Here is a 25,156-nt window from a genome sequence, read left to right as displayed (position 1 = left end):
ACCATCGCCCGCACGGGCACCCTCAAGCCCGCGCTCAGCCAAGCCGCGGTTCGTGCTAAAGGCACTGCATTATCGCGCAGCCGCGTCGAATTTTCTGACGTCTTGTTGCATTTGGGTGTTGAGCTTTTGAAGCTCTGTCCGGCTCGAGCCATATGGCAGACCGCCATATATTTTCTGTGTGGCATTACTGGTTTCGCGGTACATGTCGAAAGTAATTTTCTGATAAATGCTTTTTGTATTCGCCTCCAGCTCAAGAAATACTTGCATTTCGGCCGGCCTGAGATAGGAAAAAACGCTGTCGATACGCTGCTTATTGTTTTGGATGTCTTGGTAATCGTTAGCTACCGCGTTGGCGAGGAGTCGTATGTTTTCCCATTCCCCAGGCGTGACCGTCTCCTGGTCCGTCTCCGGATCGGCAGAGCCGCTTTCAGCAAGCGCGGCATATGCACTGTTGAGTTCATCGCAATGCGTTGCGATCGGTTTGAACATTGTGTAAATCAACGCAGCAGCTTGCCGTTCCTGTTGAGAGGACCCGCGATCCGCCGCCCATACTGCGGCAGCAACCGCGCCGATTGCACCAAGCGCGTTGCCCCACATTGTCGAAACCGGCTCAAGAATCTTTCCATCCCAAACCGGTGCTGTGAGTGGAAATGCGAGCAAGAGTCCTATGCAGATCCCGCTTACAAATGCCCATCGACTATGCCGCATGAAGTTGAAATTAAGTTGCATCAGATACGCCAAGGTTGTTTTTTTGGAATCGTATCATGATGCGTCGCTCAGCTCTTAAGCAAGGCAAGCCGCTTTCGCGCAAGACGCCGATGGCGCGCGGCGCCGGTTTCAAGACGCCGGCCGCAGGCGCCGGCCTGCTGCGCGTCGCCGCGGTGCAGCTGAAGGCCTGCAAGCCTATGAAGAAGTCCCGCGCCAAATCGACGCCAGCCCGGCGCGCCGCGCGCGGCCGCGACTGCACGCTGATGATCCCGGGCGTCTGCAACCGCGACCCGGCCACCACGGTGCTGTGCCACTCGAACCGACTGGAGCACGGCAAGGGCATGGGACTGAAGACGCCGGACACCAAGGCGTGCTTCGGCTGCAGCGACTGCCACGACGTGCTGGACGGGCGCCGGCCGCTGCCGGGCTGGCTGACACGCCAGCAGCTCGATGACACGTTCGACCGCGCCCTCGTCATCACCCAAGAACAGCTCAAACAGGAAGGAATCACCGCATGATCGTCGCCTTCAACATCCCTGGCCAGCCAGTGGCCAAGGGCCGCCCGAAGTTCGCCCGCCGCGGTGCGCACGTGGTCGCCTACACGCCGGCGAAGACCGCCAGCTACGAGAACCTGGTCAAGATGGCCGCGACCCAAGCCATGGCCGGCGTTGAGCCTACCGCCGGCCCGGTGTCGCTGCACCTGACGCTCGACCTGCAGATTCCCGCGAGCTGGTCGAACAAACGCCGCGCGCTGGCCGCGACCGGCGCGATCGCAGCCACGAAGAAGCCCGACGCCGACAACGTACTCAAGGGGATCAAGGACGGCTGCAACGGGATCATCTGGCGCGACGACGCCCAGGTGGTGCGCATCATTATCGAGAAGCGGTACTCGGAGACTCCGGGTGCGCTGGTCGAAGTCATGGCCACGGCAGGGGAGGCGGCATGACCGGGCCATCCGTAAAAGATCGGGTCGAGGCGTGTGTGAAGGCGCGGCCCAACATCTTCTCGCGCGACATCGCCATCCACCTGGACATCAGCAGCCAGTCCGTCAATATGGCGGCGCACCAGCTACAGAACGAGGGGAGGATTCACCGAGTCAGCCATCCGAGCGAGCGCCGTGCGGCGTGGGCGGAGGGCCCGGCGCACGACTGGAGCTCTGGATGCCCCGTGTCGATCTCGGGCCAGCCGCGGCAGCTCACGGTGCGGGACTGGGAGAGTACACCAGCGCCGCGCGACCCCCTGCTGTGGGCGATGTTCGGCGGGCAGCGGTCATGATCTGGCACCTGGCGATGCGCACGCTGGTGTTCGCCGCCGTCGGCGTGCTGCTGGCGCTGGAAGGTATTTCGCTGGGCGACCCGGCCCTGTGGTTCGCCTTCCTCGGCATGGCCGTGGCGCTGATGCTGGGCTACGACAAGGGCCGAAATGACGCGGCGGCGCAACATGATCGGACGTCGCTCGACAATTCCGGGAATCATTAAATTCAGCCCGGAAATTTCTTGGTGGCATATGCTACGCTGGCTCCCTCGTCCTCCGCTGAAGGTTAAATCATGGGTTTCGTTGACCGCTATATCCACGCATTGAGCGCATCGAGCCTTCAGGACGATGCCCGCCACAACCAGGCCGAGCCGCTTCTCGCGGCCGCGCTGGCATCCGTCACGCCGGGCGATCTCGGCGCGTTGCTGCACCGGGCCAAGTACGCCGGCACCGCAACCCAGGACATGGCCAAGGCCCTCGCGATGCGCACGCGCGTCGAGAAAGAACTGGCCGAGGCTATCCGCCGAAAGGACGCGAGCCGCGAGGCCGAATGCCGCCAGGCGCTGCAGGGCGATGCGACTGCACTCGAAAGCGGTGTCGCCCACGTGGCGCAGCTGCTGCGGGTGTGGACTGCCGAGGTCACGAAGCGCGGCCGTGCGCGCCGCTGGGTTCCCGAGAACACTGCCTGGGATGCGGCGGCCGCCATCAAGCTCTACCGCACGGTGGCCGAGCACTCGCTGGCGCACTGGCTGAACGGGCTGTGCGAGCCATGCGGCGGATCGGGCGTGCTGGAATCGCGCGCGTGCAAGTGCTGCAGCGGATCGGGCAAGGCCGACCTGGCGATGGCGGCCGGGTTCGTGCGCGAGCACGTGCTGAACATGGTGAGCGAGCTGCACAGCATTGCCGACAGCCATGCGGCCCGCGCGGCGGTGAAGCTGCGCACGCCACACCCTGCATGATTTATTGCTGAGCACTGTGTATACAGCCAGCAATTTGTTGTAGACTGTAGGCCTACATTCTCCCGGCCTCGTAATGTGCGCGATGCGCCACCGATAACCGGGACTTGCGACAGCACCCAGCCATTGAGTGCTTTCGTTCGTCTGGAGAAAAACAAGGTCCGCCGCTTCAGCGGCATTGTGCGTTTCAAGCCTAAGTTCGGCGCTGCGATACCTCATGGGCTTCGGGGGCTCGATACGCAGGGGGCTCCCGTTTGACAAGCTCATTATAAGGAACAGTCTCTAGGTCTTTCGTTATCTGATCGATCAGCAGTTCGAATTGCTCTCGAGAGTACGCTAGAGCCGCATTTATTAGTAGTTTGAGATTTCCATAACTAGCTTGATCGAGAGTTTGAGCGAGAGCAACAACGGCAAAAACCATCTCAACGTTGAATCCCTTTGACCCATCATTCAGAGCAGCCCCGGTCATGACTTGCGCCCAAGCGTTTTCGTCGTGCGCGATGTACTTATTCCGGAGATCCTTGAAGTAGTTAAATACGAGCATTGCTTCGGGTGGGTGGCCTCTTAGAACCTTGTTTGCTGGTAGTGAAGAGCGGGAACTGTTATTTCCGAAGCATTTCATAACCGAAATTATCGCGGAGCGCCACAGTCCTTGACGAATGGCTGGGGGATCGTCTGGCACCATGTTTATAGCATCCAAGCACTGATCAGCGAACTCGAGATCTGATTGGTGCAGCATTTGATCGCCGAGTTGCTTAGCTCGATGCCCATCGATTTTGATGGATATCCGTGAATCTGGCGGCAGCCCGTGGACCTCAAAGGCACCATTGTTAAGGACAATTGATAAGTGCTGCACGGTTTCTCCAGAAAGATGAATGCTTGAGTGTATCTTTTTGTTGGCGTGCCGCACAGTTGATCTATCTTTAGATCGCCTAGTGATGGTCAGGCCCGGCGAGCGCACCCGGGTGCCTCGTCGCAGAACCATGGCCCCAGCAGTTTCGCCCTCACTTTTGCAAATGGCCTTGGGGCTGGTCGCCTGACTCCCGATAACGAGTCACCACACACACGCCATAGCTCAGAGGGTTAGAGCACTCCCGCAGTCCGGATTGAACAACAGCCGGATGGAAAGGAGAGGTCGCAGGTCAACTCCTGCTGGCGGGTGTGTGGCCAAGCGCCTGTGCGCAGGGCTGGGAGCTCCCGGCCGCCACTGCTCGTCTCCTCCAGTCCGCTGGATTTCGCCGCCCCTCGCAGCAATGCGCCGGGCGGCTTTTCTTTTCCGAGGTCTATATGAAGAAGCGCAAGATCGCCATCAAGGCATCATCGCTGCCTGCGCGCTCGCCAGTCGGGTTCGCGATCCTGCTCTGGCTGCTGCTCGACCGCCTGGCCGCGCCTGCCTGGGCATATGGCGTGCTGTGGACCATCGTCGCCCTGGCTGCCGTCAACTGGATCGTCTGCTTCTGCACGACCGTCGAGCAGGATGTACCCGGCTTCGGAGAGAAGAAGTGAGCGTCGACCAAGAGCTGGCATGGCTGCGCTACACGGTGCAGCGGCACCGTGACCAGGCTGCGGACGTGCGCCCATGAGCATGCCGAAGCTGCTGTATCGCCACCAGATCGTGCGCGCGGTCACCGGCAACCGTCCGGCGCTGGTCTTCCACGTCACCGACGGCGCCGCCATCGATCGCATCTGCGAGCGTCTGGTCGAGGCTGAGCGCGCCGCTGAGATCCTGCAGGCCAAGGGATACGGCAAGCCGGGGCTGCTGCTGCACGAAGTCGCGGCGCTGGTCCCGCCGGCGCCATGAGCCGCCTCACCACCCTCAAGTCCCGATTGCAAATCAGCACCGCCCGCCTGCCCACCCTGACCGAGCGGCCGAACGTGGTCGAGCGCAAGCGTGGCTATGCCGGCGTGCTGGACCGCAAGCGCATCCGTGCGCGCGACTGCGGCCTGTGCCAGGAATGCAAGCGGCAGGGCCGCACCACCACTGGCTATCCGGTTGACCACATCATCCCGCTCGCCGATGGCGGTACGGACGATGATGACAATAAAGAAACCTTGTGCCAGCCCTGCCACGACGCCAAGTCAGCGCGTGAGGCGCGCGCCCGCGCCCGAGGCTGATCCCGGCGCGCTGGGGTGGGGGTGGGGGCAAAGTCTGGGGCGGAAGGCCTCAGACACCGACATGTACCGCACGCGCAAAAAAATCCCCCTTTCAAATCGGAATTCAAATGGCTGGAGTCAAAGGACGCAGCGGCGGTGCCCGCGCTGGCGCTGGCCGGAAGCCGAAACCCGAGAACGCCGGGGCTGAATATGCCCCCTCGACGGCGGGCATGACACCACTCGACGCGCTCGAGACCTTCATGAACGACCCGGCGCTGCCGGCTGCGCTGCGGCTCAAGGCCGCAGGCCTGGCGGCGCCGTTCCGCCACAAGAAAATGGGCGAGGGCAAGCCGGATCCGAAGACGGACCCAGTCGGCCAGCCGAGCGGCAGGTTCGCAGCGCGGACCGGCCCGCCTGGGGCTGTGAAGCATTAGGAGTTGACGAATGGATTACACGACGGCGTGTCCAGACTGGGAGCGCCGGATCGTGGCGCGGGAGTCGCTGATAGCACTTCCGCCGCTTTTCCCTAGCGTGGCGGCTGAGGCCTGGGACGTTTGTAGCAGCTTCATCCTGGTGGATGTTGCTGGCCAGCCGACGGTCGGTGCCGCTTCGCTGCCTTGGCTGCGCGAGTTTGTCGAGGCGGTGTTCGGCGCCGAGGACCCGGAGACGGGCAGGCGCCACATCAACGAGATCATGCTCATGGTCAGCAAGAAGAACGCCAAGAGCACGATCGCGGCGGCCATCATGCTGTGCGCGCTGATTATGAACTGGCGGCCATCGGCCGAGTTGCTGATCCTGAGCCCGACCAAGGAAATCGCCGACAACAGCTACAAGCCGATCCGCGACATGATCAAGGCTGACCCGGAGCTGGAATCGATGCTGAAGGTGCAGGATTACTTCCGCACCATCACGCACCGCACCACCGGCGCTACGCTGAAGGTCGTCGCCGCTGACAGCGACACGGTCTCCGGCAAGAAGGCGTCCTTCGTGTTCGTCGACGAGCTGCACGAGTTCGGAAAGAAGGCGCACGCGTCCAACATGCTGCTCGAGGCGACTGGCGGCCTGACCTCGCGGCCCGAGGGTTTCGTCATCTACGCCACCACGCAGTCGGCCGAGCCGCCGGCGGGCGTATTCAAGGCGAAGCTGGATTACGCCCGCAAGGTCCGCGATGGCAAGGTTTCTGATCGCAAGTTTCTGCCGGTGATCTACGAGTTCCCGGCCTCGATGATCGAGGCCAAGGCCTACGAGGACCTGGAGAACGCTTACGTCACGAACCCGAACTGGGGCGCCTCGGTCGACATCGAGCGCATTACCCAGCTGCGCAGCCAGGCGAAGGAGGCCGGCGAGCAGGAATTCAAGGAGTTCATGGCCAAGCACCTGAACGTTGAGATCGGCTTGAACCTGCGGTCGGATCGCTGGGCCGGAGCCGACTTCTGGGAAGCCGCGGTCGACCGCACTATCACCCTGGATACGCTGCTCGAGCGGTCCGAAGTCGCGGTCATCGGCATCGACGGCGGCGGCCTGGACGACTTGCTGGGCCTGTCGGTTCTGGGCCGCGAGCGCGACACCGGCAAATGGCTCCTCTGGTGCCACGCCTGGGCGCACAAGATTGCGCTCGAGCGGCGCAAAGAGATCGCACCGCGGCTGCTGGACTTCCAGCGCGAGGGCGACCTGACCATCGTGGCCCAGCCGGGTGACGACGTTATGGCAGTGGCCGACCTGATCTGCTTCGTTCGCGACTCCGGCCTGCTGCCAGAGGATAAGAGCATCGGCGTCGACGCCGCCGGCATCGGCGACGTCGTCGACGAGCTGATCACCGAGGCTCGCGGCATCAAGATGGAGCAGATCATCGCGATATCGCAGGGTTACCGGCTGAACGGTGCGATCAAGACCACCGAGCGCAAGGTCGCCGGCCGCGAGCTGCTGCATGGCGGCCGCCCGATGATGGCCTGGTGCGTCGGCAATGCCCGCGTCGAGGATAAGGGCAATGCAATCCTGATCACGAAACAAGCCTCCGGCAAGGCCAAGATCGACCCCCTGATGTCCGCGTTCAGCGCGGTCTCGCTCATGGCGCTGAACCCAGTTGCCGTTGAATCTGCGTACAGCGAGCGCGGCATCCTCATGTTTTAAGGAACCCCATGGGATTTTTCGACCGATTCTGGCCGGGCGCGGCCACGGCCCAGGCGGGTGGCCTAGCCGACCAGTCGGCCGGCCCTACAGCGCAGCAGCAGGTAGAAGCTCCGTCAGCCGCACTCACAAGCGCCGACCTGTTCGACTTTATGCGGGGCGGAGAGACGGCCAGCGGCGAGTACGTCACCACATCGAAGGCGCTCGAGAACATGGCGGTCCTGCGCTGCGTGAGCCTGATCTCCGAATCGATCGGCATGCTGCCGCTGAACCTCACGGTCCGGGGCGACGAGAAGGCCTACGCGGTCGATCACTCGCTCTACCGGGTGCTGAAGAGCCGTCCCAATGAGTACCAGGGCCCCTACAAGTTCAAGAGCACCATGCAGCTGCGCGCGCTGCTGCACGGGAACGCCTACGCGCGAGTTATTTGGCGCGGGAACACGGTGGTTCGCCTGATCCCACTGGATCCGCGAAAAGTCACCCCGAAGATGAACGATGACTTCACGGTGCGATACGAAGTGCAGCGGCCGGATGGCAGCTTGCTTACGCTCGAAGCCCGCGACGTCTTCCACCTGGCCGACCTCTCCGAGGACGAGCACGGCTTGGTCGGCCTGTCCCGGGTAAAAAAAGCGCGTGAATCGATCGGCTTGGCGATCCAGGCGCAGAAGGCGGCGGCGCGCATCTTTAAGAACGGTGTCATGGCCGGCGGCGCGCTGTCATATCCGAACAAGTTGAATCCGCAGCAGATCAAGAACATTCAGGAAAGCCTGGAGTCCAGGTACTCCGGCACCGACCACGCGCACAAGTGGATGGTGCTGGAGAGCGGCATCAAGGCCGAGAAATGGGCCAATTCGGCGCGCGACTCCCAGCTCGAAGAAGGGCGCGATCACCAGATCGAGGAGGTCGCCCGAGCCTTCGGCGTGCCGCGCCCGCTGCTGATGATGGACGACACGTCCTGGGGTAGCGGGATCGAGCAGTTGGGCATCTTCTTTGTTCAGTACGGCCTGCAGCACTGGTTCACCATATGGGAAGACGAGATTGCTCTCAAGCTGCTCAGCGAAAAGGACCGCGATCTCTACTACGCCAAATTCAACGAGCGCGCGCTCCTGCGCGGCACGCTGAAAGATCAGGCCGACTTCTTCGCCAAGGCGCTCGGGTCCGGCGGCAGCTCGCCGTGGATGAAGACGAACGAGGTGCGAGACCTCCAAGAATTGCCGAAATCGGACGACCCGGCTGCCGAGTCGCTCGAAAGCCCCCTCATGAGGAAAACGAATGTCCCTGCTGAAACTACCTGAAATCCGGGCTGACGCCCGCATGGCGTCGGCGAACTTCGACCTGCGCCAGGATGCGCTCGAGGCTTGGGAGCCGGGCGTGCGCGCCGCAGCCGGCGACCGTCCCGAGACCATCAGTATGTACGCGCCCATTGGCCAGACGTGGGACGGCGAGGGCGTCACCGCCCGCCGGATCGGCGCCGCGCTGCGCAGCATCGGCGACAAGGACGTGGTGGTGAACCTGAATTCGCCAGGCGGCGACTTCTTCGAAGGCGTCGCGATCTACAACCTGCTGCGCGGCCACTCGGCCAGGGTCACGGTCAACGTGATGGGCATCGCGGCGTCGGCGGCCTCTGTGATCGCCATGGCCGGCGACGAGATCAACATGGGCGAGGGATCGCACCTGATGATCCACAACGCCTGGGTCGTCGCCGCCGGCAACCGCCACGACATGACCGAGGCAGCTGCCTACCTCGAGCCGTTCGACAACGCCATGCGCGACCTCTACGCGGCGCGCACCGGCATCAAGCCGGCCGAGATCGAAGCAATGATGGACAAGGAAACGTACATCGGCGCAAACGATGCGGTTGCAAAGGGCTTCGCCACTGGCAAGCTTGACCGCGCAGCAATCACCAAGGACACCAAGGCCGCCCAGCAAACGAAGGTGCTGGCCACCGTCGAGTCCTCGCTTGCGAAGTCCGGACTGAGCCGGTCGGCGCGCCGCGAGACGCTCAACGCGCTCTTCAACGGCAAGCCGGGCGCTGCCGGAGAACCTGATGCCACGCCGGGCGCTGGCAACGACCCACAAGTTGAAGCGACGCTTCAATCCCTACTGAATACTCTGCAAGGATGAAACAATGAAAACCAACCCTACCATGTTGGCCAAGGCCGCTGCGCTGGTGGCAGCATCGAAAAAAGCCGCAAGCGGCGTCATCAGCGGTCCCGGCAAGGCCGTCCCGCGCGGCATCGTCAGCGGCGTGCGCGCCGAGGGCGACGTCAAGGCGCTGGTGGCTCAGCTGAACCAGGCATTCGCCACCTTCAAGGACGAACACACCCAGCAGTTGAAGGAGATGAAGGCTGGCATCAATGATCCACTGCAGGCTGCCAAAGTCGACAAGATCAATGACGACATCGCCAACCTGCAAGCTGCAATCGACGCCAACACCACCAAGATGGCCGCCATGGAAATGAGCGGCGCCGGTGGCGCGCGCCCGCTCAAGGACAGGGAATACAGCGAATCGTTCCAGGCGCACATGCGCCGCGGCGACGTCCAGGCCGCCCTGAACAAGGGCGCTGCCGAAGACGGCGGCTACACCTCGCCGGTCGAATGGGACCGCACCATCACCGACAAGCTGCTGATCGTGTCGCCGATGCGCGCGCTGTGCACTGTCCAGAAGGTCGGCGGCAGCGGCTACAAAAAGCTCGTCAACCTGCGCGGCACCACCTCCGGCTGGGTCGGTGAAACCGATCTCCGCCCGGAAACCAATACCCCGAAGCTGGCCGAGCAGGGCTACAGCTGGGGCGAGATCTACGCCAATCCGGCAGCCACCCAGCAGATGCTCGACGACAGCGAGATCAACCTGGAAGCATGGCTGGCCGGCGAGGTGGATGTCGAGTTCGCCTACCAAGAGGGCAAGGCCTTCGTGTCGGGCGATGGCACCAAAAAGCCGCGCGGCCTGCTGACCTACGCCGCGGGCGGGACCAACCTGCACGCCCTGGGCGGCATCGAAGTAATCGCCTCCGGCGCGGCTGGCGCCATCACTGGCGACGGCATCCTGGATCTGGTCTACGCCCTGCCCGAGACCTACACCGGGGGCGCCAAGTTCGCGATGAATCGCAACACGATGCTGCGCATCCGCAAGCTGAAGGATTCCGACGGCAACTACCTGTGGCAGCCAACGCTGCAGGCCGGCCAGCCATCGACCCTGGCGGGCTACTCGATCGCCGACATCCCGGATATGCCGGGCGTAGCCGCCAACGCGCTGGCAATCGCCTTCGGCGACTTCAAGCGCGCGTACAAGATCCTGGACCGCGTGGGCGTGCGCGTGCTGCGCGACCCGTACACCAACAAGCCGTTCGTGTCGTTCTACACGACCAAGCGCGTCGGCGGTGGCCTGGACGATCCACAGTGCATGAAGTTCATGCGCATCGCAGCCGCGTAACAGCGGCGTGACCGAAAAGGGCCTGGCTGATGCCGGGCCCTTTTTATTTGGAGAGCGAAATGCAATTCACCAAGAAATTCCAGGGCGTGCCCGATGGACAGATCTACCCGGTCGACTACGCGCCCGGCGATGAGTGCCCGCCCGAGCTGGAATCGGCTGCGACTGAACTCGGCGCGTTCGACGAGTCGGAAGAAGGCGAGGCCACGGCGCCCGCCAAGCGCGGCCGCGCCGCAAAGTAACCATGAGCCCCGCACATGCCGCCTGGCTCGCCACAGTGCGCACCGAGGCGGAAGTGCCGGGCACGATCGTCGTCATGCTGGGCCCGCCAGGGCGCCGCGTGTCGATTTCCCCAGATGACATAGTCGGCAAGGCCGACGACGAGCTGCTGGCGTTCATCGCTGCGCGGCTCGCCGAGCAATGAAAGGCCGCACATGGCAAACCTGCAAAAACTCCCTGCGTTCGCCAAGGCGGTGCTGCGCGGCGTGCACAACTTCGAATCGCACGCTTTCAAGGCCGCGCTGACAAACGTTGCGCCGGCGGCCGGCGCCGCGGTGCTGGCCGACATCACCCAGATTTCCGGCGGCGCATACCCGGCCGGCGGCTACGCCCTGGACGGCGTTACCCTGACCGACGCGGCCGGCGTCGCCAAGGTGGCGATCGCCGACGAGGTCATTACCGCCACCGGCGGGACCGTCGGAGCCCTGCGTTTCGCCGTCGTGTACAACGACACCGCCGCCGGCAAGCCACTGGTCGGCTATGTCGACTATGGCTCGAGCATCACGCTGGCCGATGGCGAAAACCTCACCCTCGATTTCGATCCTGACGCCGGCGTGCTGACGGTGGCCTGACCATGACCCCAGACCAACAAGCGGAACTGCGTCAACAGGCGCACTCCCGGCCGGACTGCGCCGCGGCGCTCGCGGCCAAGGACTGCCAGGCGCTAGCCGAGTTGCTGTCGGCGGGCCGCGCTCGGGGCAACGACCGCGAGGTCGGCTACGGCACCATCATCGATGTGATCGGGATCAGCGCGGGCAACGAGCTGATCGACTTCATCCAGGCGCAGCTGGACATGCGCCATGTGCGCCCGCTGCTCGAGCAGGGCCGGCTGCGCATCGGCTCGGCGCTGGTGCAAGCCTCCCTGCAGGCTTTTGTCGGCGCCGGCGCCGTCACACAGGCGAACGCCGACGCGCTGTGCGCCCTCGGCCTGCATCCCGACCCGCTGACCGCTCAGCAGGTTGGCGAGGCGTTGTTCCACCCCGACGGGAGCAATAAATAATGGCGATCACGAAACAGCCTGTCACCATTCTGGCATCGACCAACGTCCCGGCCGGCACCACCGCTGCGGCGCCGGTCGCTGGCGCCGCCATCGACGTGCGCGCCTTCGCCGGCGGCGAGTGGGCGTACAAGATCACGAATGGAGCCAGCGCGCCGACCATCCCATGCACCCTGGTGCTGCAGACGTCGCACGACGGCGCTAAGTGGTACGACTACTTCATGGTCGGTGGCACAACCGGTGCGAGCGGTGTCTCGAGCGGCTCGGTCCCAATGAGCGCGGGCGTGATGTACGCGCGCGTGCTCGCCTACGGCAACACCACGAACGCGGTAACGGTCGAGTCGTACCTGCAGGCCAAGGTGGGCTGATATGCCAGGGATGCGCTATCAGCCGCAGCGGCTCATACGGCTGAACCGCAGCAACCCACTTGGTGCGCGAGTCCTGGAGTACCTTCCGCTGGGCATTGCCCAGAGGGGCCTGGTGTCTGGTGATCCGATCACGTTTGGCCCTGGCGGCTCTACCCAGGCCACGCCGCGGGGTATCGCCCTGCGAGGTTCAGGCAGTGGCGAGCGAGCGCGCGTACCGTTCAACCTGTCCAACAAGCCGAAGCTGTCGATCGCATTCTGGTTATCGTGGGATGCCTTCGCAAACGATGACCGACTTGCATTTGAGCTAACGCCCGATGCGGCGCCGAGTTTTTCAGGCGGGTTCGCATTCGATCCTAATAGCTCGTCGGGTCGGGTAGAAATTTTCGGCGCCTACCGTAACACGGCTACTTTTTCATCAAATTTTGCCAGGCCAAGTGCGGGCCAATTGCACCGGTACATGATCGTGTTCGACGGGACAACAGTTCCGGCGCTATACATTAACGGGGTTGCGCAAAGTCCGGCTATCGCGCTGGATCCGGGCGGAGAAGGCGAGGGCTGGGCAAGCGGCGCGACTCTCAATTTAATGAGCCGAAACGGCACGGCGCTTTTTGGCCTGGGCAGTTTGCAAGACGTCGTCTTCTATGATGGCGCACTGTCCGCTCGCGAGGCGCTGTCCGACTACCAGAACCCCTGGCAGATCTTCGAGGGCGAAGACGACGACGCTCCGGCCGAAGCGGCTGCCAGCTACTCGCTGACGGTCGACCGCGCTGCGCTGACTATGACCGGTGGCCAGGTGGGCATGAAGGTGTCGCGCCGGTTGCGCGCGGCACCGGCGGCGCTGACGGTGGCGGCCGGCCAGGTCGCAATGCGCGCGGCGCGCCGTCTGCGCACTCAACCTGCCGGGCTTGCCCTGGCGACCGGGCCTGTCTCGGTGCGCGCCTCGAGGCGCTTGACTGTGCAGCCTGCTGCCCTCGATGTCCTGGCTGGCCAGGTGCGCATGGCGGTGTCGCGGCGGCTCGGTGTGCAGCCGGCGGCGCTGGCCGTGACGGGGCAGGGTGTCGCGTTGCGCGCTGGTCGGCGCTTGAAGGTTGCCCCGGCGTCCCTGACGTTGGCCGCTGGCCCGGTGGGCATGCAGTACGCCCCCGCGCCGCTGGCGGGCTCGTACACGCTGCCAGTCTCCGCCGCGGCGATGACCCTAGGCGGCGGAAGCGTCCGCATGCGCGTGACGCGCCGGCTGCCGGTGGTTGGCGCGCAGCTGCGGCTTGCCGCCGGTGCCGCACGCATCCTGACCGGCCGCCGTCTCGTCGTCTCGCCCGCGCCGCTGGTCATGTCATTCGGCCAGGCGGGCATGCGCGCCGCGCGCCGTGTGCGCGTGGGCACTGCGCAGCTGGCGATCGCCGGCGGCAACGTGCAGCTCCGATACAGCTCCCAAGTCGAATACACCCGGGCGCCGGTTGGCGCTGGCTACGCGCCGCAGCGCGCGGCAGTCTCGACCCGCCCGGCACAAACCGGTGGCCACCGGCCGCCAGAAATACAGGAAACGACCCGATGAGCTTGAAACTGATCACCCCGCCGGCGGCGCTGGCGGTGTCGCTCGATGCTGCGCGCACGTCGGCGCGGGTGGACGGCGAGGAGCATGACGCCGAGCTGCGCCAGGTCGTGGAGCAGTACACCCGCGAGGCCGAGCACGAAACCGGCCGCGCGTTCGTCAAGCAGACATACCGGCTGACACTCGATGCCTTCCCGGCTGCGATCCAGTTGGACAAGCCGCCGATCCTGGCCGTGGCGCACGTCAAGTTCTACGACGCCAACGGCGTGCAGCGCACGCTCGACCCGCAAGACTACCTGGTGGACGCCGAGAGCGAGCCCGGCTATGTCGTGCCGGCGCCGCGTCGGGCCTGGCCGGCGACACAGGTGCGCGTGAACGCGGTCGAGGTCGTCTACAGCTGCGGCTACGGCCCCGACGATTCCTCGGTACCGCCGAACGCCAAGGGCTACATTCTGGGCAAGGTGTCCGAGGACTTCGCGCCGGCGGGCACGCCCAAGAGCGAATTCCTGGGAAAGCTGCTTGATGAGCTTCGGGTGTTCGCATGATGAACGACCGCATCACCCTGCAGCGGCGCGTAGCCGGCCAGGACAGCATCGGTCAGCCGACTCAGGCCTGGGCCGACCTGCCGCCGGTCTGGGCGTACGTCAAATTCCAGAGCGGCGCCGAAGCGATCCGGGCCAACGCCGAGACCTCGGTGGTGAAAGCGTCTATCCGGATCCGCGCGCGCCAGGACGTCGATGCGAGCATGCGCGTCAAGTTCAAGGCGTGGGTCTTTGAGATCAAGTCGCCGCCGCTTCCGGACGACCGCGATCCGCGGTTCATGTTCCTGGTGTGCGAGGCAGCGAAATGATTCGGGTCGACATGGCTTCGTTCATCGAGCGCGTCGAGCAGGATGCTGAAGCGATCGAGCGCGCAGCCCGACCGGCGGCCCAGGCCGCGGCGCAGGTGCTATATCTCGAGGCTCGGCGGAACGCCATGGCGATTCGCAAGTCAGGAAACTTGGCCAATAGCGTCTATCAGGCCTTCTCGGAAGAAAACAGCAGCCCCGGCAAGGCGGTCTACCACGTCAGCTGGAACTGGAGGAAGGCGCCGCACGGCTACCTGGTCGAGTTCGGGCATATCCAGCGCTACGTGTCGTACGTCGGCAGCGATGGCAACTGGTACACCGCAATTCGGCCGAGCATGCGAGGCAAACCGCGGCCGAAGCGCCGCGCGCCGCAGGCGGAGAAGGATGCCTACTACGTGACGCTGAAGGAGCCGCGCCAGGTCGCTGCGAACCCGTTCATGCGCAGGGCGTCGGTAAAAGAGCGAGAGGCCCTTGAGGCTGCTGTCGCTGAGATTCTGAGGGCAATCGAATGATCCTTGAGGAAAAGCTGGTGGTGCTGATCCGGGCAGTCTGCCCGCGCGTCTCGCCCGACTTTGCGCCCACCAACACCGTGCGGCCATACGTGACGTTCCAGCAGGTAGGAGGCCAGGCGCCGGATTTCATCGACAGCGCCGTGCCAAGCCTGGAGAACGCCGAGATTCAGGTGAACGTCTGGGCCGATTCTCGGCTGGAGGCGAAAGGCCTGATGAAGCTGATTGAGGAGACCCTGATCCGCGCTAGCACCGTCCAAGCTCGCCCGCTCAGCGCGTGCGTGTCGGATTTCGACGCTGACATGGCTGTCTACGGCAGTCGCCAAGACTTCAGCATCTGGGCCGACCGATAGGTCGCCCAAACCCAATCCAAGCCGCCCCGCGCAAGCCGGGCGGCTTTTTTCATGCCCATCAGGGCGCGCAATGGCCCGGACTCCGGGATTTCTCACTATCGAAAGGCCCTCACCATGGCTGTATCCGTCCCCAACAACAGCACCTTCTCGGTCGCTACCACCTACGGCGCGCCGATCTCGGTCACCGCTGCCACTAACGCAACCGAGGCGGTACTGACCACCGCCACCAACACCTTCGCGATCGGCGACATCGTCGAGTTCACCAGCGGCGGCTGGGTGAAAGCAAACCTGCGTATGTTCCGCGTGAAGCTGGCAACCACCACCAGCGTCACCCTGGAAGGCTTTGACACTACCTCGGTCAAGGCTTTCCCGGCCGGCAATGGTGCGGGCTCGCTGCGCAAGGTCATGAGCTGGACCGTCATGCCCTATATGAAGGAGTTCACCGTCTCCGGTGGCGATCCGAAATACAACACCGAAGAATTCCTGGACGTCGAAGACGAGATCCAGATGTTTAACGGCTTCTCGGCCTCCTCGATCGCCATGAGTATCGCCGACGATCCGACCTTGCCACACAACGCTGTGCTGCAGGCCGCGACTGATTCGCAGTCCGTGACGGCGGTCCGCGTGGTTCTGCCATCGGGCGCGCCGCTGCTCTACAACGGCGTGCTGGGCTTCAATCCGAGCCCGTCGCTGGTCAAGGGCCAGGGCATGGTCGTCAAGTGCGGCGTCGCCCTGCGCAGCCGCGTCAACCGCTACGCCTCGTAACCGTGTTGCCAGCCGGCGCCGAATAGTCGGCGCTGGCCTTCCCAGCCCTGCGGGGTAGCGCCTCGCAGGGTCTTTTTTACCCCTCCCGAAAGAAAAATCATGGCAAAAGCTCAAAAAATCGTCCTCGGTAAGCGCCCGGAGTCGTTCGAAAAGGAAATCACCTTCCAGATGCTCGATGGCTCGACCGGCTGCATGAAGGTCGAATTCGTGTACCGCACTCGCAAGGAATACGCTGAGTTCACGGACACCCTGCAGGCGACTGTCACGGCGCGCGCGGAGAAGGAGTCGGCCCGCTACAAGGCAGCAGCCGATGCCGGCGAACCGTTGCCCGAATTCCGCCAGGCCGACCTGGTCGCGCACCAGGTGAACGTGAACGTCGACTCCATCCTGAAATCGGTCAAAGGCTGGAATCTGGACATTCCGTTCGATCGCGAAGCGGTCGAGCAGCTGGTCGACGAGCTGCCGGCCGCCGTCGCCGCGATCATCACCGCGTACCGCGAAGCCATCACCGAAGGCCGCCTGGGAAACTAACCCAGATCGCGGCCGCCATGTACAAGCCAGGCCTGACCGAAAAGGACCTGGTGGACATGGCGGCCGCAGGCCTGACCGAGGACGACTTCCCCGATGAGGTCGTAGAGATCTGGCCGGAGAACGTCCCGGCCTACAACCTGTTCGTGTCGTTGCGCACGCAGTGGCGCTCCGCCGGCATGTCCGGTGTGCTCGGGCTCGACTACAACACCCTGTTTCACAAAATGGACCGGATGAACCTGACGGCCGAGGAATACCTCGACCTGGAGGACGACATTCGGGCCATGGAATATGAGGCCCTTGCGGCCATGCATGTAAAAAACGACTGAGGTAACAATGGCGACTGAAGAACGGCGGATTCAATTTGTTACCGAGGTCGACAACACCGGCGCCCGCGCGGGCTTCGATGACCTGAGCCAGCAGGCCGGCCAGATGGCCAGCTCGGTCGCCGCGTCGGGTCAGCGCGCCGAGCGCGCGGTGAGCGACATCGGCAACGGCGCCGGCGCGGCGTCGGCGAAGGTCGAGGCTGCGCAGCGCAACCTGATCGGCTCGATTCAGCGCACGACCGCGCAGATGGAGGCTGGCTCGCGCTCGAGCTCGAAATACTTCGAGACCCTTGCGCAGCAGCGCGGTGTCGATCCGCAGGTGCTGCAGCCATATCTCGAGCAGCTGCGCGCAGTTGAGCAGGCGCAGGCCCGTGCGCGCACGTCCGCGCTCGGCGGCGCCGCCGGCATCGACGATCTCGGCATCAGCGCTGGACAAACCCGCGCCGCTCTCCAACAGTTGCCAGCGCAGATTACCGACGTGGTGACCTCGCTGCAGGGCGGGATGGACCCGATGACGGTCCTGATTCAGCAGGGTGGTCAGGTCGTAGATGCATTCGGGGGGGTACAGCAAGCTTTCCAGGCGGTCGGCCAGTACGTAATGAGGCTGGTAACTCCGCTCAGCGCAGCTGCGGTCGGCGTGGGCCTCCTGGCAGTGGTGTACAAAAAAGGAGCGGCAGAGGCGGATGAGTACGCCCGCGCTATCGCCCTGTCCGGCAACGCCATTGGCGCGACCACGGACCAGATGGCGGAGGCCGCCCGCCGTGTCGGCGACATCTCCGGCTCCCAGGGTGATGCTGCTGAAGCACTGGTCGCACTCTCTGGTGCGAGCCAGGTATCTGCCTTGAATATGCAGCAGTTCGCCGCCGTCGCAGTCGAGGGCCAGCGCGTTCTCGGCCGCAGTATCGCCGACACCGTTGCTGAATTTGATGCTCTTGGCTCGAGCCCGCTGTCGACGCTCCAGAGTCTGAACGAGAAGTATCACTTTCTAACCGCTGAGGTGTATGCCCAAGTCAAGGCCCTTGAGGACCAAGGGCGCGCATCCGAGGCGGCCTCGGTCGCCCAGCTGGCATATGCGGAGGGGATGGAGAAGCAGCGCTACAAGGTGCTGGATACTCTGTCTGACTGGGAGCGCGGCTGGATGCGCATCAAGCGGTGGACGTCGGAGGCGGCCGACTGGACGCTGGGGCTTGGCCGTGGCAACACCGACTTCGAAAAGCTCAAATCGCTGATGGGCGTCCGGCAGATGATCGAGTCGAACATCGCCAGCGCCCAGGAGAGGGGCGACACTTACGGCGTGCGCCGCTGGAAGGCGTCGCTGGAGGCTAACTCGGCGGCGATCGAATCCGCTCGGGCGCAGACCTCAGCGCTGGAGGCGGCGGCAAAAGCCGAGGGCGATGCCGCCCAGGCGGCCGAGGCGCGAATCAAATGGCTGGATGACTCAGGTAAATACCTGGACAAGTCAGCCCGGCTCGAGCGGGACATCACCAAGGCGCGCAATGAAGGCGCCGCCGCTGGCGTTTCGCAGGCCGAGATCGAGAGCCGAGTCGCCGCGATCCGCAAAGCCGCGCTGCAGGGTGACTGGGATGCTGCCGCCAAGAAGCGTGAGGATGCGATGCGCGCTGAGGCCGCGGCCCTGGCCGAGATCTCGGGGCTGACCAGCACTTTCGCCGCTGACTGGAAGATGCTCAGCGACCTGTATGCCAAGGGCGCGATCTCGCTCGAGCAGCTGACCAAGCAGCAGGCCGACCTGCTGGCGAATCAGCCCGGGATCAAAGCAGCAGCCGAGCAGGAAATCGCAGATCGCAAGCTGATGATCACTGCTGCCGAGGAATATGCCAAGGCGTATGACGTCGCTGCCAACGCGCGGAACAAGGCTGCTGGTGACCTCGATGGGCAGCTGCGCGAAAACGAGCAGGTCGGCCTGGGAGCCGTGGCGCTTGCCGAGCTGAACGCTGTTCGGCTCGAAAGCATGGCGCTGCGCGCGGAGGAAAAGGTGTGGATGGCCGAAGGGCTCGACATCACGGGCCAACTGGCGGAACGCTACCGTGAGGAGGCGGCGGCGCTCCGTGAGCGCGCCACTGCAGTGCGCGAAGGCGCGGCCAAGCAGGTCGCCTTCGACACGAACAAAAAGGCCCTGGACGACCTCAACCAGTTCCTCGACCCTGCCCGCGCAGAGACGTTCGGCGACGCGCTGCGGGAGGCATTTGGCACGGCCGGCGACTCGATCTCCCGGCTGACCGCTTCACTGGATTCCTTCGGCCGCAAGCAGGCTGCGATCGCCGAGCAGCGTGCGAAGGCGGAAATGCTGCGCAACACGAAGGGAATCGATGAGGTTGAGTACCAGCGGACAATTGCCGAGCTGAACGAGCGGGACACGAAAAACCGCCTGGCCGGCTACGGCGCCATGACCGGCGCCGCCGCTGGCTTCTTCGGTGAGCAGAGCCGCGGCTACAAGGCCCTGCAGACCGCATCGCAGGTCTTTCACGCGGCCGAGCTGGCGATGACGCTGGCTGAGTTGGTGCCGAAAGGCATTGCCGCGGTGCTGAACCAGGGTACCGGCGACCCATACACGGCATTCGGCCGCATGGCTGCCATGGCGGCGATCGTGGCCGGCCTGGGCGTCGCCATCGGCGGCGTGTCGGGCGGTGGTGTGCCCCTGTCGCAGCAGCGGCAGGAAAAGCAGGGCACCGGCTCGGTGCTGGGCTCGGACGCGAAGTCGGAATCGATCGCGCGCGCGCTTGACGCCATCGAGGGCGCCACGCTCCAGGGTCTGGGCATCAGCAACGGCATGCTGACCTCGCTGCGCAACATCGAGGCCGGCATCGAGCAGTTCGCCTCGCTGCTGGTGCGCACCACGGGCGTGACCGGCGACTTCGGCAAGGACATGGGCAAGAACGTGTTCGACTCGAAGGCGATCGGCATCGGCGGCGCCGCCGGTGGCGCAGTGCTGGGCGCGATGGGCGGTGCTTACGTCGGCATGGGCGCCAGCCAGATCGGGCTCATGCTGGGCGGCCCGGTCGGCATGGCCTTGGGCGCAGCGCTGGGCGCGATCATCGGCAAGACCTTCGTCGGCAAGGCGCTCACCAGCGTTTTCGGCGGCAAGCAGACTGTCGAGGACACTGGTTTCACCGTCCGCCCGATCTCCTTCCAGGGAATTCAGGACGGCCGCACCGACTCGATGCAGTACGCGGACATCAAGAAGTCTGGCGGGTGGTTCGGTAAGGACAAGAACAACACCGCGCTCGAAGGCCTGGGCCTGGAGGGTAACCGCCAGATCGCCAACGTCCTGATGTCGCTGTACGACACGGTGTTCGAAGCGGGCGGCATGCTGGAGATCGGCGCCGATGGCTTCGCCGCGCAGCTCAATAGCTTCGTGGTCGACATCGGCAAGGTGAGCCTGAAAGGGTTGTCCGACGACGAGATCCAGAAGGAGCTGTCGTCCGTCTTCTCGAAGGTGGGCGACGACCTGGCCAAGTTCGGCGTGGGCGGCCTGGAGCAGTTCCAAAAGGTGGGCGAGGGCTACCTCGAGACGCTGACCCGGGTGGCCACCAACTACCAGGCAGTAACGGTGGTCACGGATTCGATGGGGATGACGTTCGGCGCAATGGGCCTGGCGTCGGTGGGCGCGCGTGAGCGGCTGATCGACCTGGTCGGCGGCCTGGACGAATTCACCTCGAGCGCTGACCAGTTCCTGTCGGATTTCTACACCGACCAAGAGCGGGCGAACTCGCTGCGAGCACGCATCACGCCAACGCTCGACCAGTTCGGCATCAAGACCGGCTCCGAAGACTCGTTGAAGCAGTTCCGCAGCGTGGTCACCGGGCTGGACCTGACGACCGAGGCCGGCGCGCGTGCATACGCGACCCTGATGCAGATCGCTCCGGCGTTCAAGCAGATCTTCGATGTCGACGCCGATGCGCTGGAGAAGGCGACCGAGCTGGCCAACGGCAAGCGCGGGATCGAAATCCAGATCATGGAGCTGCTCGGCAACAAGGCCGGCGCGCTGGCCGCAACCCGCGCAATGGAACTGGCCGACCTGGACGCTTCGCTGCGCCCACTGCAAGAGCGGGTCTATGCCCTGCAGGACGAAGCGGCGGCGCTGGAAACGGCGAACTCGCTGCTGTCGCTCCAGGCTCAGATTTACGAGATGAACGGCGACAAGGCTGGCGCGGCCGCGGTGCTGGCGGCGCAGCAGGCCAATGCCCTGGCGGCGCTGGACCCGGCGCTGCGCGGCGCGACGCTGCAACTGTGGGGCCTTCAGGCTGCCGCCAAGGCAACCGAACAGGTGAAAACGGATGCGGCCGCGCTGATGGGCGGCGTGGATGGTGCGTTCTCGGTGCTGCAGAAGGTGGTCGAGCGCCAGAAAAAGGCGCTGCAAAGCGAGATCGACGTCCGGACGAAATCGATTCAGACGATCGAGGCGCTGTCGCAGTCGCTGCGGTCGACCTTGGACGGCATGACGGTGCAGGGCCGCGAGGCCGAAGACCGCCAGGCCGCTCAGGCCCAGATCGAAGCGGCGCTGGCCATCGCGCGCGCCACGGGCAAGTTGCCCAAAGCCGACGACCTGAAGAACGCGCTGTCGATCGTCAGCCGGGATTCAGCAGCGCTGTTCGCCACGCAAGAGGACTACCTGCGGGACTTCTACGCTACCCGAAACGGTATCGAGGACCTGTCGGGCCTGACGGACAAGGCGCTGACGGTGGAAGAGCGCAGCCTGAAATCGCTGGAGGACCAGGTCAAGCAGTACGACCTGATGCTCGAGCGAGAGCAGGAGCAGATCGACGTCCTGAAGGGCATCAGCGTGACGGGACTCTCGATCGAGCAGGCCCTCGAAGCGCTGCGCGGCGCGGTGCTGGCCGCAGGTTCGAACCCGGTCAGTTCCGCCAACTCGGCAATCAGCGGTGCCTACAAGGACGCGCTGGGCCGGGCACCGGATTCGGACGGGCTGGAGTTCTGGAAGGACAAGGCTGCCAACGGGGTCTCGCTCGACACGATAATCGGCGGCATCAAGGGGTCTCCCGAAGCTCAGGTGCAGAAGCTGTACCAGGAGATCTTCGGGCGTCCGGCCGACGCCAGTGGCCTGCAGTTCTGGGTCAAGCAGATGAACGGCGGGATGTCCGCCGCCACCGTCCGCGAGGCGCTGCTGGGCAGTGACGAGAAGAAGCTGCGCGGGTTTGCCGTGGGCACCAACCGCGTGCCGTACGACATGCCGGCAATGGTCCACGAGGACGAACGCATCATCCCCGCGGCTGACAACCGCGAGTTGATGCGCCGCCTGGCCAGTCCGGAGCAAGGTAGTGCTGCACTCGCCGCCGAGATTCGCATGCTTCGCGAAGAAGTCGCGGCGCTGCGCGGCGCGGCCGACCGTGGCGCTGAAGCGGCCGAGCGCACTGCTGGCAACACCGAGCAGCTTGCCGATCAGTTCGACAACGCTACGGATGGCGGGAATGCGATGCGTGCGGACGTAATCAACACAGTCCAGATAAAGGAGATTGCATGACGACAAGCGCACGGGTGATGGTGCCGATCAACATCACCGCGAGCATGCTCAAGGCAGGGACGACAACGCCAGAGCCGGACCTGGAAAACGGTGAGTTTGCATGGGTTGCCGCCGCCACCTACACGGTCGGTAATCAGCGAACTTATAACGGTTCCGTTTGGGCGTGCAAGCTGGGGCACATGGGCCGCTCGATCACTCCGGATCGCGATATCAATTACTGGTATCGCGAGGGTCCGACCAACCGCATGGCGCCGTTTGACGACTATTCGAACACGAAAGTCTCCGGTGTCGGCTCCCTGACTTATGTGATCCAGCCAGGGTTCGTGAATGGGCTGGCGATATACGGGATGGAAGGCTCGAGCTACAGCATCGTCGTGCGCAAGGCGCCTGGCGGTGAGGTGGTTCGCTCATGGAGCGGCGACCTGTACAGCCAGGCGGCCGGGCTGTATGAGCTGCTCTTCTCTGTTCTCGTCCAAACGGAGCAGATGTCGTTCGATGGGATTCCGATTTCACCAGATGTCGAGGTAACCATAACGCTTTCGGCGGCCCCAGAAGGCAGGGTGGCAATCGGCACAATCAAGCTGGGGGACTGGCGCCAGTTCATCGGCGAAGGCGAGATCGGCGGCGTGAGATACGGGGCCGAGTCGGATCGCAAGACTCGGACGCTGAGGACCTACAACCCGGACGGTACGTACAAGATTGTGCGTCGCGCTACCAGCCGAGACGTGAGCTGCAGCATCGTGATCGATGCGGAGCAGGCCATGCGTGCCGACGCGCTTCTTGGCGAAATTATCGACACAGCAGTCCCGTTCGAAGCGAGCGGCCTGCCGCGATATGGATACCTCAATACGCTGGGATTCGTTACCGGAAGCATACGTGCCGACACTTTCGGCACAACGTCAATCAATCTGAAAGTCGAGGGCAATATCTGATGGCAATTCAACCCGTACCGCAGATGACGGAAGTCCCGTCGTTTCCAGCGCTTTCCGATCGGGCCGCCGGTGACTACAACGCCAAGGCTTTTGCGTTCGGCACGCACATGGCCGACAAGTTCAACGATGAAGTGCAAGCCGTTGCGGCGAGCGCGATGCAGAATGCGGCCGAGGCAGAGGCGAAAGCGGCTACTGCAGAATCGGCGGCGCGGGCCGCAGCTGCTTCGATGGAGGCGGCTATCGCTGTCGTCGGCGCGCCGCTATGGGTCAGCGGAACGCATGTCCCGAAAGGGAGGTCGGTCATTGGCCCCGTGGACGGACACACCTACCGCAAGCTGACCGATGCTGTTTTTACCGGAGATCCCTCCGTCGACAAAATCAACTGGATTGACCTCACTGCGGCCAACAAGGATGAGGTCGAGAGCGCCAGCGCCGCAGCATCGGCGGCGCGTGCTGGCGCAGAAGCGGCGCGAGATGCGGCCCAGCTCACCGCTGGCGTATATCGCGATATCGCGGCTGGACTCGCCGCCACGGCTTCGGGCCGCTTTTTCAGCGTGCCCGCGGGGGATGGTAAAGATTCGATGATCATGTACCGGAATAACGCGGGCACGGCGGTTGAAGTGTCGCGGTACCCGGCTGCTGCAGAAGTGCGCGCCATCGGCGAGCGCATTAGTAAGAAGCTCCCCGATGTAAATCTGGCGGCGGTACCGGAGGATCTGCTGGTATCTATTGTCGATAGCGATATGCGCCGCACCTGGCTGGAAGCGCGCGCTGCTGACGGCGGACCATCGGGGCATGCTCAGGCCCATGTGCGCCGTGCTGCGGGGCTGGACGACGAGCACGTGCATCAGGGCATCCTGGCTGGCGTGATGGATAGCGAAGGGCGCCTGACGGACCTCGTGGTGCGCGATTCCGATGGTCAGGTACCCGATTGGGTAATTGAACGATGGGCGCCGCGCATTGCCGAAATGCAGCACAAGCTGGCGCTGAGGCGAGTCTCGGTTGTGGAGAGCTATACGCCCGGCTCCGATCTGCAACCCCTGTACCCGACCATGACGACGATGGCAGGCTGGGGGTCCTCCTCGATGGAGGGGATCCAGTCCGAAATCACCGATATGGCTGTCAGCTTCGGCGTGGCTAGCTATTTTAATGGTGGTCGCGGTGGTGAATGGTCAACTGATTCGTGCGCTCGCATGGGGTCGATCCCGGCAGTTCTGAGGGTTTCCGGCGGAGCAATCCCGCCGTCCGGTCCAGTCGCGGTTACTTGCACGAACACGACCCTGACAAGCGCCTTACTCCCCTATACGGGAACTATCAACGGCGTGCACGGGACGCTGATGCCTGGAGGGGGCGGGCACACCTTCACGCGCTCGGTCGCAGGTAGCGCCGTTCAAATGGAGGCCGAGTACCCCATGATCCCCGACAAGGGGATGGAGAACCGCGCATCGGTCGCGCTGCTCTGGCTCGGGAAGAATGATCTGTCATCAGGCATTTCTGCAGCCGATGTAATCGAGCGTACGGATTGCTCGTTCGAATGGCTTGCGCCAATGGTGAAGCGCTGCCTCGTGATCGGCCAATTCGTCAATGGCGGAACCCCCGCCAGCTCACAGGTCCGAGAAAAAATTTACGCCGTC

At 64.1% G+C, this 25,156-nt stretch carries 30 protein-coding genes, 1 tRNA gene and 1 pseudogene; 30 read left to right on the top strand and 2 right to left on the bottom strand.

Annotation, left to right across the window (positions count from 1 at the left end):
• Window positions 1-69: 69 nt before the first annotated feature.
• On the bottom strand, window positions 70-729 hold the full coding sequence (locus AC56KW_RS25275; protein ID WP_497173385.1) for a hypothetical protein: 660 nt from the start codon (window positions 727-729) through the stop codon (window positions 70-72).
• A gap of 35 nt (window positions 730-764) precedes the next feature.
• Here AC56KW_RS25275 and AC56KW_RS25270 point away from each other — a divergent pair, with 35 nt between their 5' ends.
• From AC56KW_RS25270 to AC56KW_RS25250, 5 genes are all read left to right on the top strand, one after another.
• The gene (locus tag AC56KW_RS25270; RefSeq protein ID WP_497173384.1) at window positions 765-1,226 is read left to right on the top strand and encodes a nuclease domain-containing protein; all 462 of its coding nucleotides are present in this window, start codon (window positions 765-767) and stop codon (window positions 1,224-1,226) included.
• On the top strand, window positions 1,223-1,654 hold the full coding sequence (locus tag AC56KW_RS25265) for a RusA family crossover junction endodeoxyribonuclease (RefSeq protein ID WP_497173383.1): 432 nt from the start codon (window positions 1,223-1,225) through the stop codon (window positions 1,652-1,654). Before AC56KW_RS25270 ends, AC56KW_RS25265 begins: the two co-directional genes overlap by 4 nt.
• Complete coding sequence (locus tag AC56KW_RS25260; protein WP_497173382.1) at window positions 1,651-1,983, top strand: MarR family transcriptional regulator; 333 nt, start codon at window positions 1,651-1,653, stop codon at window positions 1,981-1,983. The genes AC56KW_RS25265 and AC56KW_RS25260 overlap by 4 nt, the downstream gene beginning before the upstream one ends.
• The gene (locus AC56KW_RS25255) at window positions 1,980-2,186 is read left to right on the top strand and encodes a hypothetical protein (protein WP_497173381.1); all 207 of its coding nucleotides are present in this window, start codon (window positions 1,980-1,982) and stop codon (window positions 2,184-2,186) included. The genes AC56KW_RS25260 and AC56KW_RS25255 overlap by 4 nt, the downstream gene beginning before the upstream one ends.
• 69 nt (window positions 2,187-2,255) lie before the next feature.
• Entirely contained in the window at window positions 2,256-2,921 is a 666-nt protein-coding gene (locus AC56KW_RS25250) for a hypothetical protein (protein WP_497173380.1), read from the top strand.
• A 190-nt stretch (window positions 2,922-3,111) separates the two neighbouring features.
• Here AC56KW_RS25250 and AC56KW_RS25245 read toward each other — a convergent pair whose 3' ends face one another.
• On the bottom strand, window positions 3,112-3,774 hold the full coding sequence (locus tag AC56KW_RS25245; protein ID WP_497173379.1) for a hypothetical protein: 663 nt from the start codon (window positions 3,772-3,774) through the stop codon (window positions 3,112-3,114).
• 208 nt (window positions 3,775-3,982) lie between these two features.
• Here AC56KW_RS25245 and AC56KW_RS25240 point away from each other — a divergent pair.
• From AC56KW_RS25240 to AC56KW_RS25120, 25 genes and pseudogenes are all read left to right on the top strand, one after another.
• Window positions 3,983-4,078, top strand: a tRNA-OTHER gene (locus tag AC56KW_RS25240).
• A gap of 127 nt (window positions 4,079-4,205) precedes the next feature.
• The gene (locus AC56KW_RS25235; RefSeq protein ID WP_497173378.1) at window positions 4,206-4,424 is read left to right on the top strand and encodes a hypothetical protein; all 219 of its coding nucleotides are present in this window, start codon (window positions 4,206-4,208) and stop codon (window positions 4,422-4,424) included.
• Window positions 4,425-4,497: 73 nt separating this feature from the next.
• Window positions 4,498-4,719, top strand: a complete 222-nt coding sequence (locus AC56KW_RS25230; RefSeq protein ID WP_497173377.1) for a hypothetical protein — start codon at window positions 4,498-4,500, stop codon at window positions 4,717-4,719.
• On the top strand, window positions 4,716-5,033 hold the full coding sequence (locus AC56KW_RS25225; protein WP_497173376.1) for an HNH endonuclease: 318 nt from the start codon (window positions 4,716-4,718) through the stop codon (window positions 5,031-5,033). Before AC56KW_RS25230 ends, AC56KW_RS25225 begins: the two co-directional genes overlap by 4 nt.
• Before the next feature lie 209 nt (window positions 5,034-5,242).
• Window positions 5,243-5,446, top strand: a complete 204-nt coding sequence (locus tag AC56KW_RS25220; protein ID WP_497173375.1) for a hypothetical protein — start codon at window positions 5,243-5,245, stop codon at window positions 5,444-5,446.
• A gap of 10 nt (window positions 5,447-5,456) precedes the next feature.
• Window positions 5,457-7,142, top strand: coding sequence for a terminase large subunit (locus tag AC56KW_RS25215; protein ID WP_497173374.1), 1,686 nt, complete (start codon window positions 5,457-5,459; stop codon window positions 7,140-7,142).
• Window positions 7,143-7,150: 8 nt separating this feature from the next.
• Window positions 7,151-8,434 carry a phage portal protein gene (locus tag AC56KW_RS25210; RefSeq protein ID WP_497173373.1) on the top strand — a complete coding sequence of 428 codons (1,284 nt, stop codon included), beginning with the start codon at window positions 7,151-7,153 and terminating at the stop codon, window positions 8,432-8,434.
• Window positions 8,412-9,263 carry a head maturation protease, ClpP-related gene (locus AC56KW_RS25205; RefSeq protein ID WP_497173372.1) on the top strand — a complete coding sequence of 284 codons (852 nt, stop codon included), beginning with the start codon at window positions 8,412-8,414 and terminating at the stop codon, window positions 9,261-9,263. The genes AC56KW_RS25210 and AC56KW_RS25205 overlap by 23 nt, the downstream gene beginning before the upstream one ends.
• Window positions 9,264-9,267: 4 nt before the next feature.
• Window positions 9,268-10,572 (top strand): phage major capsid protein, encoded by a 1,305-nt coding sequence (locus AC56KW_RS25200; RefSeq protein ID WP_497173371.1) that lies wholly within the window; start codon window positions 9,268-9,270, stop codon window positions 10,570-10,572.
• A 59-nt stretch (window positions 10,573-10,631) separates the two neighbouring features.
• Entirely contained in the window at window positions 10,632-10,811 is a 180-nt protein-coding gene (locus tag AC56KW_RS25195) for a hypothetical protein (protein WP_497173370.1), read from the top strand.
• A 2-nt stretch (window positions 10,812-10,813) separates the two neighbouring features.
• On the top strand, window positions 10,814-10,993 hold the full coding sequence (locus AC56KW_RS25190; protein ID WP_497173369.1) for a hypothetical protein: 180 nt from the start codon (window positions 10,814-10,816) through the stop codon (window positions 10,991-10,993).
• 10 nt (window positions 10,994-11,003) lie between these two features.
• A complete protein-coding gene (locus AC56KW_RS25185) occupies window positions 11,004-11,420 on the top strand; it encodes a hypothetical protein (protein WP_497173368.1) in 417 nt (138 codons plus the stop codon).
• A gap of 2 nt (window positions 11,421-11,422) precedes the next feature.
• A complete protein-coding gene (locus tag AC56KW_RS25180) occupies window positions 11,423-11,848 on the top strand; it encodes a hypothetical protein (RefSeq protein ID WP_497173367.1) in 426 nt (141 codons plus the stop codon).
• Entirely contained in the window at window positions 11,848-12,213 is a 366-nt protein-coding gene (locus AC56KW_RS25175) for a hypothetical protein (protein WP_497173366.1), read from the top strand. The genes AC56KW_RS25180 and AC56KW_RS25175 overlap by 1 nt, the downstream gene beginning before the upstream one ends.
• Before the next feature lie 10 nt (window positions 12,214-12,223).
• The gene (locus tag AC56KW_RS25170; RefSeq protein WP_497173365.1) at window positions 12,224-13,765 is read left to right on the top strand and encodes a LamG-like jellyroll fold domain-containing protein; all 1,542 of its coding nucleotides are present in this window, start codon (window positions 12,224-12,226) and stop codon (window positions 13,763-13,765) included.
• A complete protein-coding gene (locus AC56KW_RS25165) occupies window positions 13,762-14,307 on the top strand; it encodes a head-tail connector protein (protein WP_497173364.1) in 546 nt (181 codons plus the stop codon). Before AC56KW_RS25170 ends, AC56KW_RS25165 begins: the two co-directional genes overlap by 4 nt.
• Window positions 14,304-14,612, top strand: a complete 309-nt coding sequence (locus AC56KW_RS25160) for a phage head closure protein (RefSeq protein ID WP_497173363.1) — start codon at window positions 14,304-14,306, stop codon at window positions 14,610-14,612. Before AC56KW_RS25165 ends, AC56KW_RS25160 begins: the two co-directional genes overlap by 4 nt.
• Before the next feature lie 11 nt (window positions 14,613-14,623).
• Entirely contained in the window at window positions 14,624-15,121 is a 498-nt protein-coding gene (locus AC56KW_RS25155; protein WP_497173362.1) for an HK97 gp10 family phage protein, read from the top strand.
• Window positions 15,118-15,471 (top strand): tail completion protein gp17, encoded by a 354-nt coding sequence (gene gp17, locus AC56KW_RS25150; protein ID WP_497173361.1) that lies wholly within the window; start codon window positions 15,118-15,120, stop codon window positions 15,469-15,471. Before AC56KW_RS25155 ends, gp17 begins: the two co-directional genes overlap by 4 nt.
• Window positions 15,472-15,585: 114 nt before the next feature.
• A complete protein-coding gene (locus AC56KW_RS25145; RefSeq protein WP_497173360.1) occupies window positions 15,586-16,236 on the top strand; it encodes a phage tail tube protein in 651 nt (216 codons plus the stop codon).
• Window positions 16,237-16,335: 99 nt separating this feature from the next.
• Entirely contained in the window at window positions 16,336-16,767 is a 432-nt protein-coding gene (locus AC56KW_RS25140) for a phage tail assembly chaperone (protein WP_497173359.1), read from the top strand.
• Between the two features lie 17 nt (window positions 16,768-16,784).
• The gene (locus tag AC56KW_RS25135) at window positions 16,785-17,093 is read left to right on the top strand and encodes a DUF1799 domain-containing protein (RefSeq protein WP_497173358.1); all 309 of its coding nucleotides are present in this window, start codon (window positions 16,785-16,787) and stop codon (window positions 17,091-17,093) included.
• A 7-nt stretch (window positions 17,094-17,100) separates the two neighbouring features.
• Window positions 17,101-22,590 carry a phage tail length tape measure family protein gene (locus tag AC56KW_RS25130; RefSeq protein ID WP_497173357.1) on the top strand — a complete coding sequence of 1,830 codons (5,490 nt, stop codon included), beginning with the start codon at window positions 17,101-17,103 and terminating at the stop codon, window positions 22,588-22,590.
• A complete protein-coding gene (locus tag AC56KW_RS25125) occupies window positions 22,587-23,522 on the top strand; it encodes a hypothetical protein (protein WP_497173356.1) in 936 nt (311 codons plus the stop codon). The genes AC56KW_RS25130 and AC56KW_RS25125 overlap by 4 nt, the downstream gene beginning before the upstream one ends.
• Window positions 23,522-25,156: pseudogene (locus AC56KW_RS25120) on the top strand (hypothetical protein); the annotation flags it as partial. The gene AC56KW_RS25125 and the pseudogene AC56KW_RS25120, both read left to right, overlap by 1 nt.

It is taken from the genome of Telluria sp. RT2P19, assembly GCF_059685725.1.
The sequence above is the reverse complement of the archived record's forward strand: the minus strand, read 5'-3'. Positions and strand labels throughout refer to the sequence as shown.

Bases quoted from the DNA above. Each gene is read 5' to 3' on its own strand.
- AC56KW_RS25145 (WP_497173360.1), top strand. From the start codon at position 15,586: ATGGCTGTATCCGTCCCCAACAACAGCACCTTCTCGGTCGCTACCACC.
- AC56KW_RS25260 (WP_497173382.1), top strand. From the start codon at position 1,651: ATGACCGGGCCATCCGTAAAAGATCGGGTCGAGGCGTGTGTGAAGGCG.
- AC56KW_RS25220 (WP_497173375.1), top strand. From the start codon at position 5,243: ATGACACCACTCGACGCGCTCGAGACCTTCATGAACGACCCGGCGCTG.
- AC56KW_RS25210 (WP_497173373.1), top strand. From the start codon at position 7,151: ATGGGATTTTTCGACCGATTCTGGCCGGGCGCGGCCACGGCCCAGGCG.
- AC56KW_RS25235 (WP_497173378.1), top strand. From the start codon at position 4,206: ATGAAGAAGCGCAAGATCGCCATCAAGGCATCATCGCTGCCTGCGCGC.
- AC56KW_RS25130 (WP_497173357.1), top strand. From the start codon at position 17,101: ATGGCGACTGAAGAACGGCGGATTCAATTTGTTACCGAGGTCGACAAC.
- AC56KW_RS25230 (WP_497173377.1), top strand. From the start codon at position 4,498: ATGAGCATGCCGAAGCTGCTGTATCGCCACCAGATCGTGCGCGCGGTC.
- AC56KW_RS25155 (WP_497173362.1), top strand. From the start codon at position 14,624: ATGGCTTCGTTCATCGAGCGCGTCGAGCAGGATGCTGAAGCGATCGAG.
- AC56KW_RS25160 (WP_497173363.1), top strand. From the start codon at position 14,304: ATGATGAACGACCGCATCACCCTGCAGCGGCGCGTAGCCGGCCAGGAC.
- AC56KW_RS25265 (WP_497173383.1), top strand. From the start codon at position 1,223: ATGATCGTCGCCTTCAACATCCCTGGCCAGCCAGTGGCCAAGGGCCGC.
- AC56KW_RS25180 (WP_497173367.1), top strand. From the start codon at position 11,423: ATGACCCCAGACCAACAAGCGGAACTGCGTCAACAGGCGCACTCCCGG.
- AC56KW_RS25125 (WP_497173356.1), top strand. From the start codon at position 22,587: ATGACGACAAGCGCACGGGTGATGGTGCCGATCAACATCACCGCGAGC.
- AC56KW_RS25175 (WP_497173366.1), top strand. From the start codon at position 11,848: ATGGCGATCACGAAACAGCCTGTCACCATTCTGGCATCGACCAACGTC.
- AC56KW_RS25195 (WP_497173370.1), top strand. From the start codon at position 10,632: ATGCAATTCACCAAGAAATTCCAGGGCGTGCCCGATGGACAGATCTAC.
- gp17 (WP_497173361.1), top strand. From the start codon at position 15,118: ATGATCCTTGAGGAAAAGCTGGTGGTGCTGATCCGGGCAGTCTGCCCG.
- AC56KW_RS25185 (WP_497173368.1), top strand. From the start codon at position 11,004: ATGGCAAACCTGCAAAAACTCCCTGCGTTCGCCAAGGCGGTGCTGCGC.
- AC56KW_RS25140 (WP_497173359.1), top strand. From the start codon at position 16,336: ATGGCAAAAGCTCAAAAAATCGTCCTCGGTAAGCGCCCGGAGTCGTTC.
- AC56KW_RS25135 (WP_497173358.1), top strand. From the start codon at position 16,785: ATGTACAAGCCAGGCCTGACCGAAAAGGACCTGGTGGACATGGCGGCC.
- AC56KW_RS25215 (WP_497173374.1), top strand. From the start codon at position 5,457: ATGGATTACACGACGGCGTGTCCAGACTGGGAGCGCCGGATCGTGGCG.
- AC56KW_RS25255 (WP_497173381.1), top strand. From the start codon at position 1,980: ATGATCTGGCACCTGGCGATGCGCACGCTGGTGTTCGCCGCCGTCGGC.
- AC56KW_RS25165 (WP_497173364.1), top strand. From the start codon at position 13,762: ATGAGCTTGAAACTGATCACCCCGCCGGCGGCGCTGGCGGTGTCGCTC.
- AC56KW_RS25225 (WP_497173376.1), top strand. From the start codon at position 4,716: ATGAGCCGCCTCACCACCCTCAAGTCCCGATTGCAAATCAGCACCGCC.
- AC56KW_RS25200 (WP_497173371.1), top strand. From the start codon at position 9,268: ATGAAAACCAACCCTACCATGTTGGCCAAGGCCGCTGCGCTGGTGGCA.
- AC56KW_RS25275 (WP_497173385.1), bottom strand. From the start codon at position 729: ATGCAACTTAATTTCAACTTCATGCGGCATAGTCGATGGGCATTTGTA.
- AC56KW_RS25205 (WP_497173372.1), top strand. From the start codon at position 8,412: ATGTCCCTGCTGAAACTACCTGAAATCCGGGCTGACGCCCGCATGGCG.
- AC56KW_RS25250 (WP_497173380.1), top strand. From the start codon at position 2,256: ATGGGTTTCGTTGACCGCTATATCCACGCATTGAGCGCATCGAGCCTT.
- AC56KW_RS25190 (WP_497173369.1), top strand. From the start codon at position 10,814: ATGAGCCCCGCACATGCCGCCTGGCTCGCCACAGTGCGCACCGAGGCG.
- AC56KW_RS25170 (WP_497173365.1), top strand. From the start codon at position 12,224: ATGCGCTATCAGCCGCAGCGGCTCATACGGCTGAACCGCAGCAACCCA.
- AC56KW_RS25270 (WP_497173384.1), top strand. From the start codon at position 765: ATGATGCGTCGCTCAGCTCTTAAGCAAGGCAAGCCGCTTTCGCGCAAG.